This is a genomic window from Nonomuraea sp. NPDC049655 (assembly GCF_044465465.1).
GTDB lineage: Bacteria > Actinomycetota > Actinomycetes > Streptosporangiales > Streptosporangiaceae > Nonomuraea.
In genome coordinates, this window is record NZ_JBITLS010000020.1 from 1 (window position 1) to 14,997 (window position 14,997).

The following is a 14,997-nucleotide window of genomic DNA, read 5'->3' on the forward strand; positions in this document are numbered from 1 at the left end:
GGCCCCATCTCCGACCGCGGATCATCCCCCGGCCCCACCACCAACCGGCCCACCCGCTCCACGATCTTGCCGACCAGCTCATCCCCCACCGGATCCACCGCCAGCACGACCGAGATCGCCATGCACCGCTCACCCGCCGACCCGAACCCCGCCGACACCGCCGCATCAGCCACCAGATCCAGATCCGCGTCCGGCAGCACCAGCATGTGGTTCTTGGCCCCGCCCAGCGCCTGCACCCGCTTGCCGTGCGCACTGCCCCTCTCGTACACGTACCGGGCGATCGGCGTCGAACCCACGAACGACACCGCCGCCACGTCCGGATGCTCCAGCAGCCGGTCCACCGCCACCTTGTCGCCCTGCACCACCGAGAACACGCCCTCAGGCAGCCCGGCCTCCTGCCACAACCGCGCCATCAGCAACGACGCAGACGGATCCCGCTCCGACGGCTTCAACACGAACGCGTTCCCACACGCGATCGCCACCGGAAACATCCACATCGGCACCATCGCCGGGAAGTTGAACGGCGTGATCCCCGCCACCACCCCCAACGGCTGCCGCATCGAATACGAATCCACCCGAGTCGAGACACCCTCGGAGAAACCACCCTTGAGCAGATGCGGAATCCCGCACGCGAACTCCACCACCTCCAGCCCGCGCGCCACCTCCCCCAACGCGTCCGCATGCACCTTGCCGTGCTCGGCCGAGATCAACCCGGCCAGCTCGTCACGATGGGCGTACATCAACTCACGGAACCGGAACAGGACCCGGCCGCGCTTGATCAGCGAGGAGTCCCGCCAGGCCGGGAAGGCCGCCACCGCGGCGGCCACCGCCGCGTCCACCTCGGCCACCGACGCCAGCGCCACGTGACCGCCGACCTCACCCGTGGCCGGGTCGAAGATCTCCGCCGTCCGGTCGCCGCCGTCCGTCAGGGCGCCGTTGATCCAGTGCTTGACCGACTTCACCGTTCTCCCTCTCCCAGTGCCAGTTCCACCGCGTCCACGAGCGCGCCCTCGGCGCAGGGACGCGAGACCACGTCCGCGGCCGACAGGACGTCGGGATGGCCGTCGCCGACCGCGATGCCCAGGCCGGCGGCCTGGATCATGTCGATGTCGTTGGGGTTGTCGCCGATGGCGGCGACCTGCTCCAGCGGCACCCCCCGCGCCTTCGCCAGCTCGCGCAGGGCGCTGCCCTTGGTCGCCCCCTCCGGCAGCACCTCCAGGTACGTCGCCTCCGACCGGACGGTGACCGTGCCCGCGATGTCCAGGTCCGGGAGGCGGTCGCCGATCAGCATGCACTTGGTGATCCCGTCGGGGGGCAGCGCCGCCCAGTCGCCGGGGTCGCGCAGCGTGATGCCGTCCCGCCGGGCGTAGTCCCGCAGTTCCGGGACGTCGTCCACGGCCAGCGCCTCCCCGCCGGAGAACGCCACCGGGTACACGCCCGCGGGCAGCTCGCCGAACAGGCCGAGCAGCGTCTTCCAGGCGGTGGCGGGCAGGTGGCGGGAGCGCAGCACCTCGCCGGTCGCCAGGTTCACGGTGCGGGCGCCGTTGTAGAGGATGGCCGGGCCGTCCAGGCCCAGCTCGTCGTAGTAGGGGCGGGCCGAGCGTTCCATGCGGCCGGTGGCGATGACGACCTCGCCGCCCGCGGCCCGGTAGCGGCGCAGCGCGTCCCGGGCGGCGGGCACCATGGCCAGGTCGCGCCCGACGAGCGTGCCGTCGAGGTCGGTCACGATCCAGCGGATCACGTCGCGCTCCCCGCCCCCGCGACGTCGGCGGCCCTGACGGCCCCGGCAGCCCCGACGGCCCCGGCGGCCACGTCGGCCACGTCGGCCAGCACCGAGGAGGTCAGGTCGAACCCGCCGACGCAGGCCAGGTAGCCGCCCGGCTCGAAGACGCTGCCCGACAGCGGGATGTAGACGCCGCCGGCCTGCCTGACCAGCAGGGATCCGGCCGCGACGTCCCAGGCGTTGACGCGGGTGCCGTACGCGACGTCGGACCAGCCGGCGGCGACGTGGGCGAGCTTGAGCGCGGCGCTGCCCGGACGGCGGATGGTCGCGAACGACTGGGTCATCCTGGAGAAGCGGCGCAGCGCGCCCTCCTCGTCCTCGGCCAGGTCGCGCGGCGTGGGATAGCTGGACAGCAGCACCGCCTCGCGGTCGGCGCGGGCGCCCGCGCTGCGCAGCGGCTCGCCGTTGCAGACGGCCCCGCCGAGCCAGGCGGTGAACTCGTCGTCGCGCACCGGGTCGTAGATCACCCCGGCCACCACCTCGCCGTCCACGGCGGCGGCGATCGAGGTGCAGAAGAACGGCAGGCCGACGGCGAAGTTGGCGGTGCCGTCGATGGGGTCGACGTACCAGCTGATGGCGCCCTGTCCCCTGGTGCCGCCCTCCTCGCCCACCACGACGCTGTCGGGGCAGAGCCGGTCGAGCACCTCGCGGATGCCCTCCTCGGCCGCCTTGTCGTGCTCGGTCACCGGGTCGTGGAAGTCGCGCTTGGTCTGGATCTCCGGACGCGAGCGGAAGGCGCCGCGCAGCCGGTCGCCGACCGCCCTGGCCGCCTCGGCCGCGATGGCGGCCAGCTCGCGAGAGGTGTTCACGTCCATGTCTCCTCCAGGAGGGTCAGCAGGGCGCGGGGGTCCTCGACCGTGGCCTGAGGGCTCTGCCGCACCCGGTACGGGATCTTGTCGGTGCTCGCGGAGACCATCAGGACGGTCGCCCCCGCCCCGGCCCGGGCGCCGCAGATCACGTCCCGGTCGTAGTTGTCGCCGACGTACCAGGCGTCGGCCGGGTCCACGCCGAGGGCGCGGCAGGCGAGCAGGATCATCTCGGGGTTCGGCTTGCGCACGCCGACCTCGTCGCTGTAGACCTGCGCGGCGAACAGGTGCTCCAGCCCGCTTCCGGCCAGGTAGTCGCGGTGCACGGCCCCGCACAGCGCGTTGCTGACGACGGCGGGGACGACGCCGTTGCGCAGGCAGGCGTTCAGCAGCTCCGCCATGCCGGTGCGCAGCTTCCGGTCGCTGCGCAGCTCGCCCATGCGCTTGCACAGGGGCGTCGCCTCGACGGTGACCAGCGTGCGGGCCTGCTCGGGCCAGTCGGTGGCGACGAACTCGGCCCAGAACCGGCGGTGGGTCATCTCCTCGGGCGCGAACTGCCGGGACGTGGAGTCCTTCCAGTACTTGTCGGCCCGCGCCCCGGCCCGGATGTCGCTCTCGACGTCCTCGGCCGTCAGGCCGTCGAACCCGGTCCTGGCCAGCATGGCGTGCACCTCGGCGGCCAGCTCGGCCGCCCAGGACGGGCGCTTGGCGGTCTCGACGATCACGCCGCCGAAGTCCAGGAGCAGCGCCTTGGGGCGGATCACGCGGTCACCTCCGCCCGGTCCCAGGAGGAGATGCGGGCGCCGTCCGCGCCGAACAGGTGGAGCTGCTCGGTCCAGCAGGGCAGCACGTCGCCGGGCGCGGCCCGCACCGGCGTGTACGACAGGGCGAACAGCTCGGTGTCCAGGACGCGCAGCCGTACCGTCCAGGAGGAGCCAGCCGGCAGCACGGCCTCGACCAGCGCCTCCTCGCTCCAGGCGGCGGCGGGCGGTGTGCCGAGCCGCAGCGCCTCGGGCCGGATGCCGACGGCGGACGGGATGACCCCCGAGCCGCGCGCCTCGACGAACCGCAGCAGGGATCCGGCCAGCCCGCCGGGCGCCGGTCCGGCGTCCACGATGGCCATCGGCGGGCTGCCGACGAACTCGGCGACGAACCGGTTGGCGGGCCGCTCGTACATCTCCATGGGCGCGGCGAGCTGCTGCAGCTCGCCCTCGTTCATGACGGCGACGTCGGTGGCCATGGTGAGGGCTTCGAGCTGGTCGTGGGTGACGAAGACGATCGTCGCGCCGGACTCCTCGTGGATGCGCTTGAGCTCGGCCCGCATCTCCAGCCGCAGCCGGGCGTCGAGGTTGGACAGCGGCTCGTCCAGCAGCAGCACGGACGGGTTGACCGCGAGCATCCTGGCCAGCGCGACGCGCTGCTGCTGGCCGCCGGACAGCTGGGAGGGGTAGCGGTCCATGGCGGCGTCGACGTGCACCATCTTCAGCGCCGCCTCGGCCCGCGAGCGCCGCTCGGGGGCGGGCACCTTGCGCATGCGCAGCCCGAACTCCACGTTGTCGCGCACGGACAGGTGCGGCCAGAGCGCGTAGTTCTGGAACACCAGCCCCATCGCCCGCTTCTCGGGCGGGACGTAGACGCCCTGCTCGACGGAGTCCAGGACGCGCTCGCCGACGGCGATGCTGCCCGCGGTGGGCTGTTCGAGGCCGGCGATCATGCGCAACGTGGTGGTCTTGCCGCAGCCGGAGGGGCCGAGCAGGCACATGAAGGCGCCGTCGGGGACCACGAGGTCGAGGTTCTTCACCGCGTAGTCGCCGCCGCCGTAGCTCTTGGAGACTGCGCTCAAGGTGATGTTCGGCATCTATCCTCCTAGGCCGGACGCCAGGCTGCTCTTGGTCAGCCGCTGGGTCAGGGAAGTCATGGTGAAGGAGAGCAAAGCGATCATGAGGACGACGCCGTTGGCGAGCTGCGTGTATCCGTAGTCGACCAGGCCGATGGAGAGCGTCGTGAGAAGCTGGGTGCCGGTGGTGGTCAGCATCACGACGATGCTGAGCTCCTTCAGCCCCGAGATGAACGGCAACACGATGCCGGTGACCAGGGCGCCCTTCTGGATCGGGAAGATGATCCGCCGCATCCGGTGCCACCAGGAGGCCCCGGCGATCTGCGCGGCCTCCTCCGGCTCCCGGCCGAGCTGCATCATCGCCGCGATGCCCGAGCGCGAGCTGTACGGCAGGTGCGTCACGGCCATGACCAGGATCAGCAGGAACGTCGTCCCGTACAGCGCCGGGACGGGCCCGCGGGCGACGGCGAACAGCGACAGCGAGGCGGCGGCGAAGGCGATGCCGGGGATGAGGTACGGCAGGAACGACACCTGGCGCAGGAACCCGGCGATGCGCGGCGCGGTGCCGCGGACGACGACGTACCCGATGAGCAGGCCGGCGACCGCGCAGATCAGCGAGGCCAGGCCGACGATGCGCAGCGAGTTCCAGGCGGCCTGCCACAGCTCGGAGCCGCGCAGGATGCCGTGCGGGAACCCGACCGCGCCGGGCAGCCGGTCGGCGATCCAGTAGTCGAGCGTCAGGGTCGACAGGTCCAGCGGCGTGCGGGTGAGCGTGGACAGCAGCAGCGTGAGCACCGGGATCAGCACGCTGACCACGAAGACCACCGCGCCCAGCGCGAACGCGGGCCAGCGCCAGCCGCGCAGGTCGCCCAGCCGGTCCATCGCGCCCTTGCCGCCGACGGTGACGAACCTGCGCTGCTCGCGCATCAGCCGCATGTCGGTGAAGACGATCAGCACGCCGATGATCACGATGACGGTGGCGAGCACGGAGGCCACGCCGGTGCTGCGGTCCCTGATCGACTGGAACAGCCCGGTGGACAGCACCTGGTAGTCGGCGGGCAGGCCGAGCACGTACGGGGTGCCGAACGTGCCGAGCACCCGCCCGACCACGAGCAGCACGGCCGAGGAGAGCGCGGGCAGCATCAGCGGCACCACGATCCGCCGCACGACGACGCGCCGCGGCGCCCCGAGGATCCGGGCCGAGTCCTCCAGCTGGACGTCGATCCGGCGCAGCGCGTTGCCGACCAGCAGCAGCACGAACGGGTAGTAGTGCAGCCCGAGCGTGACGATGATCGGCAGCGGGCCGTAGGCCAGCCAGTCGGGGGTGCGCACGCCGGCCGACTCCAGGAAGCCCACCTGGCCGCCGGCCCGCTCGTTCTTGAACAGCGTCAGCCAGGCCAGCGAGAACGTCCACGACGGCAGCATGTACGGCACCACCAGCGCCCCCGCCAGCCACTTGCGGCCGGGCACGTTGGTCCGGGTCACCAGCCAGGCCATCCCGCCGCCGAGCAGCAGCGCGAACAGCACGGTGCCGACCGCGACGACCAGCGTGTTGACCAGCGGGCCCCAGAACAGCAGGCCGCTGATCTGGGAGCGGAAGACCCGCCACAGGTAGTAGCCGGTCCACTCGCCCGGCTGCTGGCCGGCGTGCAGCTCGTCGCCGAACTGGAGGCGGAAGGCGTCCGACAGGACCGCGATCAGGGGGGCGACGACGAGGTAGGCGAGCAGGACGACGAGGATCAGGCCGAGCGCGGCGGTCGGGTCGTGCCGCAGGACCTGCAGGCGGTAGCGGAGTCGGCGCCGTCTCGGCGGGCGAGGCGGCGGCTCCGTCTTGGTCAGAACAGCCATGGTCTTCCTTCGGGGGGTTTTCAGTGGCTTCGTTTGAGCATGGCGTCAGCGAGGGCGTCGGCGGCCTCGCCGAGCCGGCGGCCCACGGCGTCCAGGCGGGAGAGCAGCTCGCGTTCGCGCAGGGTGTCCATGTCCAGCGGGCCGGCGAACAGCTCGGTGAGCCGGGCCTGGTGGAGCTGGCGGACGCGGCTGCGGGACTTGCGGGTGGCGAGCACGGCCACGGTGACCGAGCCGGGATCGCCGGTGATCTTCAGCAGGGCCTGTTCGAGCTGGTCCAGGCCGTCGATGACGGCGCCCAGCGGCTCGGCGGCGAAGGTGAGGTCGGCGGGCCCGAACAGGTCGGCCTCGCGGACGAAGTCGCGTAACTGGTCCAGCACGTCGTCGATCGAGCGGGAGAGCCGGAACAGGTCCTCCCTGTCGATGGGGGTGGCCAGCACCCGTTTCAGCGTCCGGACGAGCTCGGCGCGGGCGGCGTCGCCCTCGTGCTCGACCTCGGCCATGCGGGCGCGGGCGGCGGCCTGGCCGGTCGTGCCCGAGGCGGCCGAGCGGGCCAGCACGGCGCCCTCCCTGGCGACGGCCACCTGGCCGCGGATGAGGTCGATCACCCGCCGTCCGGACCGGCCGCGCAGCTCGTCCCAGGCGCGGGCGAGCCGGCGGGGCCGTCCGCCGCTCACAGCAGCCTCAGGCCGAGCCCGGCCAGGGCGCCCAGGGCCATGGACGACGGCAGCGTGACCAGCCACGCCGTACCCATGTTCAGCACTCCTTGCCATCGCACCCTCCTGCTTCCTTCGCTTGCCACCACGCCGACGACCCCGGCGGTCACGGACTGGGTCATGCTCACCGGGCTGCCCAGGGCCGAGCTGCCGAGGACGGCGCCGGTGGCCGCCGTCTCGGCCGACAGCACGTGCAGCGGCCGGGTGATGACCAGGCCGCGGCCGACCCGCCCGCCCACCCGGGGCAGCGTGGTCAGCGCCCCGGCCAGGAACAGCGCCACCAGCACGGCCATCCACCCCGGCGAGAGCTGGACGGGCCCGACCCGGCCGAGCCCGTTGCGGCCGACGTCCACGGCGACGCTCACCACGGCGATCATCTTCTGGCCGTCGTTGACGGCGTAGGCCAGGCACTGGGCCGCGTACGCCACCAGGTGGGCGGCCAGCACCAGTCCCGGCATCCGGCGCGAGGACGGCACCCGCCGGGACGCGGTCCCCAGCAGGTAGCCGAGCGCCAGCCCGACCAGCGGCGCGCACGCCCCGATCGCCAGCACGGTGATCAGGCTCGGCCAGGCCACCGGCAGCCCGGCGCCGAGCCCGGCGCCCGCGATGCCGCCGATCACCGCCAGCGTCAGGCTGGTGGGCAGTCCTCTGCCGGTCAGCGCCGCCACCACCACGACGGCGATCACCACGCCGGCCAGGAACACGGCCGCGCCGCTGCCCGAGTCGAGCCCCGCGAGCCCTTCGGTGAAGGTCCGCGCGACCGCGACGCCCAGCACGTACGGCCCGGCGAACAGGACCGCCACCAGCAGCGCGGCGGCCAGCCAGCCGGGCGTGCGCGGGAAGCGCAGGCCGAGGCCGATCAGCGTGGCGCCGTCGTTGGCCCCGCTGATCAGCACGAACAGGACGGCCACCGCGGCGAAGGCCAGCGTCCAGCCCATCAGAGGTAGAGCCGCTGGTCGCGCTTGGCCTCGTCGTAGCGCTCGCGCGCGGCCCTGACCTCGGGCAGGCCGGACACCTGCGCGACCGGCACGTCCCACCAGGCCTGCGCGCCGGGGCCGCCGCCGGGGACGGGTTCGACGTACACGACGGTGGTCCTGGCCGACTCCCTGGCCTTGACCAGGGCGGCCCGCAGCGACTCGGGGCCGTCGGCGCGCAGCACGTCGGCGCCCAGGCTGGCGGCGTTGGCGGCGAGATCCACCGGCAGGGGGTCGCCGTCCAGCTCGCCTCCGGGGCCGCGGGTGCGGTACGCGGTGCCGAGCCGCCGGGCGCCCACCGACTCGCTGAGGTTGCCGATGGAGGCGAAGCCCCGGTTGTCCACCAGGACGATCACCAGCTTGATCCGCTCCTGCACGGCGGTCGCGATCTCCTGCGCCATCATCAGGTACGACCCGTCGCCGACCAGCACGAACACCTCGCGTTCCGGCGCGGCCAGCTTCACCCCGAGGCCGCCGGCGATCTCGTAGCCCATGCACGAGTAGCCGTACTCGACGTGGTACTGCTCGGGGTCGGCGGGCCGCCAGAGGCGGTGCAGGTCGCCCGGCATGGAGCCGGCCGCGTTGACCACCACGCCGCCTTCGGCGACCCCGTTGAGGATGCCGAGCAGGACGGGCTGGGTGAGCTCGGCGCCCGCGTAGGTGTGGCCGATCTCCGACTGCCAGGCGGCGGCCAGGGCGGCGGCCCGGTGGGTCCATTCGGGGTCGGCCCGCCAGTCCACGTCGTCGAGGGCGCGCAGGGCCTCGCGGGCGTCGGCGACGAGCGTGGCGCCCGCGTTCTTGGCCGCGTCGAAGGCGGTGACGTTGACGTTGAGGAAGGCGGCCTGCCCGAACAGCGTCCTGGAGGCGGTGGTGAAGTCGGTGTAGCGGGTGCCGACGCCGATGACCAGGTCGGCCTCGCGGGCCAGGGTGTTGGCCGCGTCGGTGCCGGTGTGGCCGATCGCGCCGGCCGCGCAGGGATGGTCGTACGGCAGCGCGCCCTTGCCCGCCTGCGTCTCGCCCACCGGCACGCCGTGGTTCTCGGCGAAGCGGGTCAGCTCGGCCCACGCCCCGCTGTACCTGACGCCGCCGCCGGCCACGATCAGCGGCCTGCGGGAGCCGCGCAGCAGCTCCTTCGCCCTGGCCAGCGCGGCCGGCTCCGGGACCGGGCGGGGAACGTGCCAGACCCGCCGGGCGAACAGCTCCTCGGGCCAGTCGTAGGCCTCGGCCTGCACGTCCTGGGGCAGCGCGAGCGTGACCGCGCCCGTCTCGGCGGGGTCGGTGAGCACCCGCATCGCCGCCAGCAGCGCGGCCGGGAGCTGCTCGGGCCGGTTGATCCGGTCGAAGAAGCGCGACACCGGGCGCAGCGAGTCGTTGACCGACACGTCGTAGGACCGGGGGTCCTCCAGCTCCTGCAGCACCGTGCCGGGGGCGCGGGTGGCGAAGACGTCGCCGGGCAGCAGCAGCACCGGCACCCGGTTGATGGTGGCCAGCGCCGCGCCGGTGACCAGGTTGGTGGCGCCGGGCCCGATGGACGTCGTGCAGGCGAAGGTGGACAGCCGCGCGCGGGTGCGGGCGTAGCCGACGGCCGTGTGCACCATGGCCTGCTCGTTGCGGGCCAGGTAGTACGGCAGCGCGTCGCCCGTGCCCGCGCCCTGCTCGGCCAGCGCCTGGCCGACGCCCGCGACGTTGCCATGGCCGAAGATCCCGAGCACGCCGGCGATCAGCCGCTGCTCGACGCCGTCGCGCTCCGACCACTGGGCGGCCAGGAAGCGGGTCAGCGCCTGAGCCGTGGTCAGCCTCATGAGGCACCTCCTTGCACGAGGTCGGGCACGCCGCCCTCCAGCAGGCCGAGCGCGGTGTCCACGGCGGCGCCCACGTCCCCGTCCGGCGGGTAGAGCAGCGCCCGGCCGACCACCAGGCCGCGGACGCCGGGCAGGCGCAGCGCCTTGCGCCAGGAGTCGTACATCTCGCCGGCGTCCTGGCCGGAGTCGCCGCCCAGCAGCAGCACGGGCAGGGTGGTGGATTCCACGACGCGTTCCATCTCCGGCACGACCGGGATCTTCAGCCAGGTGCGGGCGGAGGTCGCGCCGAGGCCCTGGCCGACGCTGATGGCGTGGATCACGGCCTCGGGCGACAGGTCGTGCCGCACCACGCCGTCCTGCCGCCTGGACCAGAACGGCTCGACCATCGCCATCAGGCCGTGCCTGGCCAGGTCGGTGACGGCCTGGCCGCAGCTGGCCAGGGTGGCGGCGGTGGCGCTGTCCTCCAGCGCGATCCGGCACAACATCTTGCCGCCGTCCAGGCCCATCGCGGCGATGGTGGGGGCGTCGTAGGCGGTGAAGCGATCGTCGAACTCGAACACCGAGCCGTGCACGCCGCCGCGGTTCATCGAGCCGATGACGATCTTGTCGTCGAGCGCGCCGAGCAGCAGCAGGTCCTCGACGATGTCGGGGGTGGCCAGCAGGCCGTCCACGCCGGGCCTGGCCAGGGCGGTCATGAGCCGGTCGAGCAGGTCGGCGCGGCTGCGCATGGCCATCGGGTGGCCGGCCACGCCGAGGGCGCCGCGGGCCGGATGGTCGGCGGCGATGATGAGCAGCTGCTCCCTGCCATTCCTGAGGGGCCGGCGCCGGCGGGCGGCCGCCGCCTCGGCGACGCGCTCCGGCTGCCAGGCGCGCTGGTCGAGCAGCCGGCGGTAGTCCTGCTCACGCATGCGTGACGGCTCCTTCCGAGAGGGTGGCGGACAGGACGGCCTCGACCTCGTCCGCCGTGGGCATCGCGGGCGCGCAGGCCAGGCGTCCGGCGACGATCGCGCCCGCGGCGTTGGCGAAGCGCAGGGTGCGTTCGAGCGGCCAGCCTTCGAGCAGGCCGTGACAGAGCGCGCCGCCGAAGGCGTCGCCGGCGCCGAGCCCGTTGACCACCTCGACCGGGACGGGCGGCACCCGTACGGTCTCCGTGGCGGTCATGCCGAGCACGCCGTCCGCGCCCTGTTTGACGATGGCCAGCTCGACACCCAGCTCCAGCAGGGTCTCGCCGGCCGCGCGCGGGTCGCGGGTGCCGGTGGCCACCTCGACCTCGTCGAGGTTGCCGGCCGCGACGGTGACGTGCGCGAGCGCCTGCCGCACCCGCTCGCGGGCGGTGGCCGCGTCGGCCCAGAACATGGGCCGGTAGTCCAGGTCGAGCACGGTGTGCCGGGCGCGCCCGCGGGCCTGCCAGGCGGCCAGGTGGGCGGCGTGGGACGGCTCGGCCGACAGGCCGGTCACGGTGGCCCAGAACAGCCGCGCCCCGGTGACGGCCGCCAGGTCGAGGTCGCCGGGCGCGATCTCCAGGTCGGGCGCGTCCTGGCGGTAGAAGTAGAGCGGGAAGTCGTCCGGCGGCCTGATCTCGCAGAACGTGACCGGCGTCGGCCGGCCGGGCACGGCGCCGACCAGGCGGTCGTCCACGCCGTAGGAGCGCAGCGCGTCGCGGACGAACGCGCCGAACGGGTCGTCGCCGGTCCGCGTGATCACCGCGCTGGAGTGGCCCAGGCGGGCGGCGGCCACGGCCACGTTGGTGGGGCTGCCGCCCAGGTACTTGCCGAACGTCTCCACGTGCCGCAGCGACACGCCGGTCTGGAGCGGGTAGACGTCCACGCCGACCCGGCCCATCGTCAGCACGTCGAGGGCGCTCACGCCAGGCCCCGCAGGAACGCCACGCCCGCCCGCACGTCGTTGGCCGGGCCGGCGCCCGCCGGGGGTTCGGCGTCGAGGACGACGTCCTGCTCCATGACGTACCAGCCGTCGTAGCCGGCGGCGGTCAGGCGTTCGACGATGCCCCGGACGTCCACGTCGCCGCGGCCGAGCCGGCGGTAGATCCCGGCGCGGACGGCGTCGGTGTAGGTCAGCTCACCGGCCCGGACGCGGGCGGCGAGCGCGGCGTCGACGTCCTTCAGGTGCACGTGGGCGATCCGCTCGGGGACGCGGGTGACCAGCTCCAGCGGGTCGCCGCCGCCGATGAGCAGGTGGCCGGTGTCCAGGCAGAGCGGGACGGCGCTGCCGCCGAGCACCCGGTCCACCTCCTGGCCGGTCTCGACCATGGTGCCGACGTGGGGGTGCAGGGTGAGCGCGCGGCCGTCGCCCTTGGCCTCGTGGAAGGCGCGGTCGAGGTTGCCGAGCAGGGTGCGCCAGCCGGTGTCGTCCAGCTCGGGACGGGCGTCGTAGCCGTCGGCGCCGGTGGCGGCGGCCAGCACGACGACCACGTCCGGGTCGAAGGCGGCCCAGGTGGCGCGGAGGGCGGGCAGCGGGTCGTGGGCGGGGTCGTGCAGGACCGCGGGGACGAATCCGCCCACGGCGCGCAGCCCGTACCGGCCGAGCAGGTCCTGGTCGGCGGGCAGGAACCCGTCGGGGCCCAGCTCGGTGGCGGTCAGGCCCAGCTCGGCCATCTCGGCGAGCACGCGGTCGGCGGTGAGCTGGTGTCCCCATCCGGGCACCTCGCACACGCCCCAGGAGATGGGTGCGGCGGCGATCCTCACTTGGCCACCTCCAGCACGCGCACCGGACGGCCCTCGCGGCGCGCCAGGTCGGCGGCCTCGGCCAGGTAGAGGGCGGCCAGGGCGTCGCGGACGGTGCAGGGGCTCTCGCTCTCGCCCCTGGCCATCGACAGGAACGCGCCCATCTCGGCGACGTAGGCGTCCTCGAACCTGGTCTGGAAGTCCGGCCACGGCGGCCCGTCCGGGTTCAGGCCCTCGGCCGAGCGCAGCGGGGTGCGGTCGCCGAGCCCGACGGCGCGGGTGCCGAGCGTGCCGGCCAGCTCCATGCGCACGTCGTAGCCGGCGCCGTTGTAACGGGAGCCCTGCAGGGTGACCAGCGTGCCGTCGTCCATGACGATCAGGGCGGCGCTGTTGTCCACGTCCTCGGCGGCGGCGAAGTACGGATCGCCGCGGTTGGCGCCGACCGCCTGGACGACGTCCGCCTCGCGGCCGGTGACCCAGCGCAGGATGTCGAAGTCGTGGATGTGGCAGTCGCGGAAGATGCCGCCGGACTGGGCGACGTACTCGGCGGGCGGCGGCGCCGGGTCGCCGGTCAGCATGTGCACGCGGTGCAACTCGCCGAGCTCGCCCGCCAGCAGCGCCTCGCGGGCGGCCCGGTAGCCGGCGTCGAAGCGGCGCTGGAAGCCGATGTGCACGCCGATCCCGGCCCGTTCGACGGCCTCGGCCACCCGCAGCGTCTCCTTGACGGTCGGCGCGGCCGGCTTCTCGCAGAACGCCGGCACTCCGCGCTCGCACGCCCTCAGCAGGCCCTCGGCGTGGGCGGAGGTCGGCGTCGCGAGCACCACCGCGTCCGCGTCGAAGGGATCGCCGGTCCGGGCGCCGAGCCGCCGGGCCACCTCCTCCGCCCTCGCCGTGTCCACGTCGGACACGACGAGCTCGTCAACCAAGGCGGACAGGGTGGTGGCATGGAACATGCCTATACGTCCAAGGCCCAGCAGACCCACACGCATGATCGCTCCTCATCCAGGGGGGCCTCCAGTTCTAGATGAACAGGAGATGAACCGTCAAGACTTTGTCCTGACATAAGGATGAACTGTCGTAGCTGGGGGGGCAGGCCATGGCGGGATCTCCACGTAAGAATGTCTTGACAAATTATTCACGTGACGTTCATCGTGAGCACACAATGGCGCCGGTCGGGGCTGGCGCGGCGCCTTGCGAATCCGAGAGGCAAGAGGAGTGACGCCATCATGAGGCGTACCGGGAAGATCATCTCCATGGCGTTGCTGGCGTCCGCCGCCGTGGCGTGCGCGCCCTCCACCGCAGGCGGAGGACCGTCGGCGGCGGCGACGGCCAAGGCGCTGCCCGGCCCGTCGCTCGATGCGAACTTCGACCTGGAGGCGCTGGTCGCCGCGGCGAAGAAGGAAGGCAGCGTCCTGGTCTACGACTCCAGCGGCGACATCGAGGAAGTGGCCAAGGCGTTCACCGCGAAGTACGGCATCGCCATGGAGGGGGTGAAGTCGGACACCCCGCAGACGGCCGAGAAGATGACCAGGGAGCACGCCGCCGACAACGTCACCATCGACGCGGCCATGTACGAGGACGGCGGCGTCCTGGTCGGCCAGCTCGCGCCGCAGGGCGTCACCCAGACGTGGATCCCCGGCGACCTGAAGGACCAGATCCCCGCCGAGAACCAGAACCCGCTGCTCGCCCTCTCCAAGGCGACGGTCTTCGGCTACAACACCAAGCTCTCCCCCGGCGGCTGCCCGGTGAAGAACGTCTGGGACCTGACCGATCCGGAGTGGTCCGGCAAGCTGGTGATGCAGGACCCGCTGGGCAAGCCGACCGTGCTGTCGTTCTTCACCCAGCTCGACGCGTACGGCAACCAGGCGCTCGAACAGGCCTACCAGGCCAAGTACGGCAAGCCGCTGAAGACCGAGGAGAAGAGCGCCGCACAGGAGTGGATCAAGCGCCTGTCGCTCAACAAGCCGGTGCTGACCGGCTCCGACGAGGACATCTCCGCCGCCGTGGGCGCGCCGGCCGCCACGGACAAGAAGATCGGCTTCATGTCGATCTCGAAGTTCCGCAACAACGAGGACAAGGGCTACCACCAGGCCGCCTGCGAGGGGATGACCCCCTTCACCGGCTTCAGCTACCCCAAGTACGCGGCGATCGCCACCAAGAGCAAGCACCCCAACGCGGCCAAGCTGTTCGTGCACTTCATCATGACCGAGGAAGGCGTCAAGCACGAGATCGGCGAGGGCGGCGTCTCGGGCAACAGCACGGTCAAGCCGATGGTCACCCCGCCCGGCCTGTCGGACTGGCAGGGCCAGCTCTTCCACACCGACCCCAAAGGCCTGCTCGGCGACCTGCAGAACCGCCAGGCCATGTCGGACTTCTGGCGCGTCAACCGCAGCTAGCGCGCACCGTCGCACCGCCCGGCCGGGAGGATCCCCGGCCGGGCGCGTCGGCATGCCCTGGCATCCGTGCAACACCTAATGTCCTGACATAAGGACGACCTATTGATTTCTTGTTAACTGGTCGTTACGTTTTGGGGCAACATCAACACCCCGA

General features: G+C 72.9%; 14 protein-coding genes. 1 reads left to right on the forward strand and 13 read right to left on the reverse strand.

Features of this window, described 5'->3' with window-relative positions:
• The 13 genes from mmsA to ACIBQ6_RS45960 all read right to left on the reverse strand — a co-directional run.
• Nucleotides 1-962: CoA-acylating methylmalonate-semialdehyde dehydrogenase (mmsA, locus tag ACIBQ6_RS45900; RefSeq protein WP_397219003.1), on the reverse strand; the 962-nt coding region annotated here is incomplete at its 3' end.
• Nucleotides 959-1,741, reverse strand: coding sequence for a Cof-type HAD-IIB family hydrolase (locus ACIBQ6_RS45905; RefSeq protein ID WP_358292757.1), 783 nt, complete (start codon nucleotides 1,739-1,741; stop codon nucleotides 959-961). The genes ACIBQ6_RS45905 and mmsA, both read right to left, overlap by 4 nt.
• Complete coding sequence (locus tag ACIBQ6_RS45910) at nucleotides 1,738-2,598, reverse strand: inositol monophosphatase family protein (RefSeq protein WP_397219005.1); 861 nt, start codon at nucleotides 2,596-2,598, stop codon at nucleotides 1,738-1,740. Before ACIBQ6_RS45910 ends, ACIBQ6_RS45905 begins: the two co-directional genes overlap by 4 nt.
• On the reverse strand, nucleotides 2,589-3,353 hold the full coding sequence (locus ACIBQ6_RS45915) for an HAD-IA family hydrolase (protein ID WP_358292752.1): 765 nt from the start codon (nucleotides 3,351-3,353) through the stop codon (nucleotides 2,589-2,591). Before ACIBQ6_RS45915 ends, ACIBQ6_RS45910 begins: the two co-directional genes overlap by 10 nt.
• Nucleotides 3,350-4,447 carry an ABC transporter ATP-binding protein gene (locus ACIBQ6_RS45920; RefSeq protein ID WP_397219006.1) on the reverse strand — a complete coding sequence of 366 codons (1,098 nt, stop codon included), beginning with the start codon at nucleotides 4,445-4,447 and terminating at the stop codon, nucleotides 3,350-3,352. The genes ACIBQ6_RS45915 and ACIBQ6_RS45920 overlap by 4 nt, the downstream gene beginning before the upstream one ends.
• Nucleotides 4,448-6,274, reverse strand: coding sequence for an iron ABC transporter permease (locus ACIBQ6_RS45925; RefSeq protein WP_352324733.1), 1,827 nt, complete (start codon nucleotides 6,272-6,274; stop codon nucleotides 4,448-4,450).
• Nucleotides 6,275-6,294: 20 nt separating this feature from the next.
• Entirely contained in the window at nucleotides 6,295-6,948 is a 654-nt protein-coding gene (locus tag ACIBQ6_RS45930) for a DUF47 family protein (RefSeq protein ID WP_358292747.1), read from the reverse strand.
• Complete coding sequence (locus tag ACIBQ6_RS45935; protein WP_358292745.1) at nucleotides 6,945-7,925, reverse strand: inorganic phosphate transporter; 981 nt, start codon at nucleotides 7,923-7,925, stop codon at nucleotides 6,945-6,947. The genes ACIBQ6_RS45930 and ACIBQ6_RS45935 overlap by 4 nt, the downstream gene beginning before the upstream one ends.
• Nucleotides 7,925-9,763 (reverse strand): 3D-(3,5/4)-trihydroxycyclohexane-1,2-dione acylhydrolase (decyclizing), encoded by a 1,839-nt coding sequence (gene iolD, locus ACIBQ6_RS45940; RefSeq protein ID WP_397219007.1) that lies wholly within the window; start codon nucleotides 9,761-9,763, stop codon nucleotides 7,925-7,927. The genes ACIBQ6_RS45935 and iolD overlap by 1 nt, the downstream gene beginning before the upstream one ends.
• The gene (locus ACIBQ6_RS45945; protein ID WP_352324729.1) at nucleotides 9,760-10,671 is read right to left on the reverse strand and encodes a deoxyribose-phosphate aldolase; all 912 of its coding nucleotides are present in this window, start codon (nucleotides 10,669-10,671) and stop codon (nucleotides 9,760-9,762) included. The genes iolD and ACIBQ6_RS45945 overlap by 4 nt, the downstream gene beginning before the upstream one ends.
• Nucleotides 10,664-11,605: a 5-dehydro-2-deoxygluconokinase gene (gene iolC / locus ACIBQ6_RS45950; RefSeq protein WP_397219077.1), complete on the reverse strand. Its 942-nt coding sequence runs from the start codon at nucleotides 11,603-11,605 to the stop codon at nucleotides 10,664-10,666. The genes ACIBQ6_RS45945 and iolC overlap by 8 nt, the downstream gene beginning before the upstream one ends.
• Nucleotides 11,606-11,625: 20 nt before the next feature.
• Nucleotides 11,626-12,468 carry a TIM barrel protein gene (locus ACIBQ6_RS45955; RefSeq protein ID WP_397219009.1) on the reverse strand — a complete coding sequence of 281 codons (843 nt, stop codon included), beginning with the start codon at nucleotides 12,466-12,468 and terminating at the stop codon, nucleotides 11,626-11,628.
• The gene (locus ACIBQ6_RS45960) at nucleotides 12,465-13,436 is read right to left on the reverse strand and encodes a Gfo/Idh/MocA family oxidoreductase (protein ID WP_358292737.1); all 972 of its coding nucleotides are present in this window, start codon (nucleotides 13,434-13,436) and stop codon (nucleotides 12,465-12,467) included. The genes ACIBQ6_RS45955 and ACIBQ6_RS45960 overlap by 4 nt, the downstream gene beginning before the upstream one ends.
• Before the next feature lie 237 nt (nucleotides 13,437-13,673).
• On the opposite strand from ACIBQ6_RS45960, the gene ACIBQ6_RS45965 reads away from it, so the two are divergent.
• A complete protein-coding gene (locus ACIBQ6_RS45965) occupies nucleotides 13,674-14,843 on the forward strand; it encodes an ABC transporter substrate-binding protein (protein WP_358006489.1) in 1,170 nt (389 codons plus the stop codon).
• The last annotated feature ends 154 nt before the right edge of the window (nucleotides 14,844-14,997 follow it).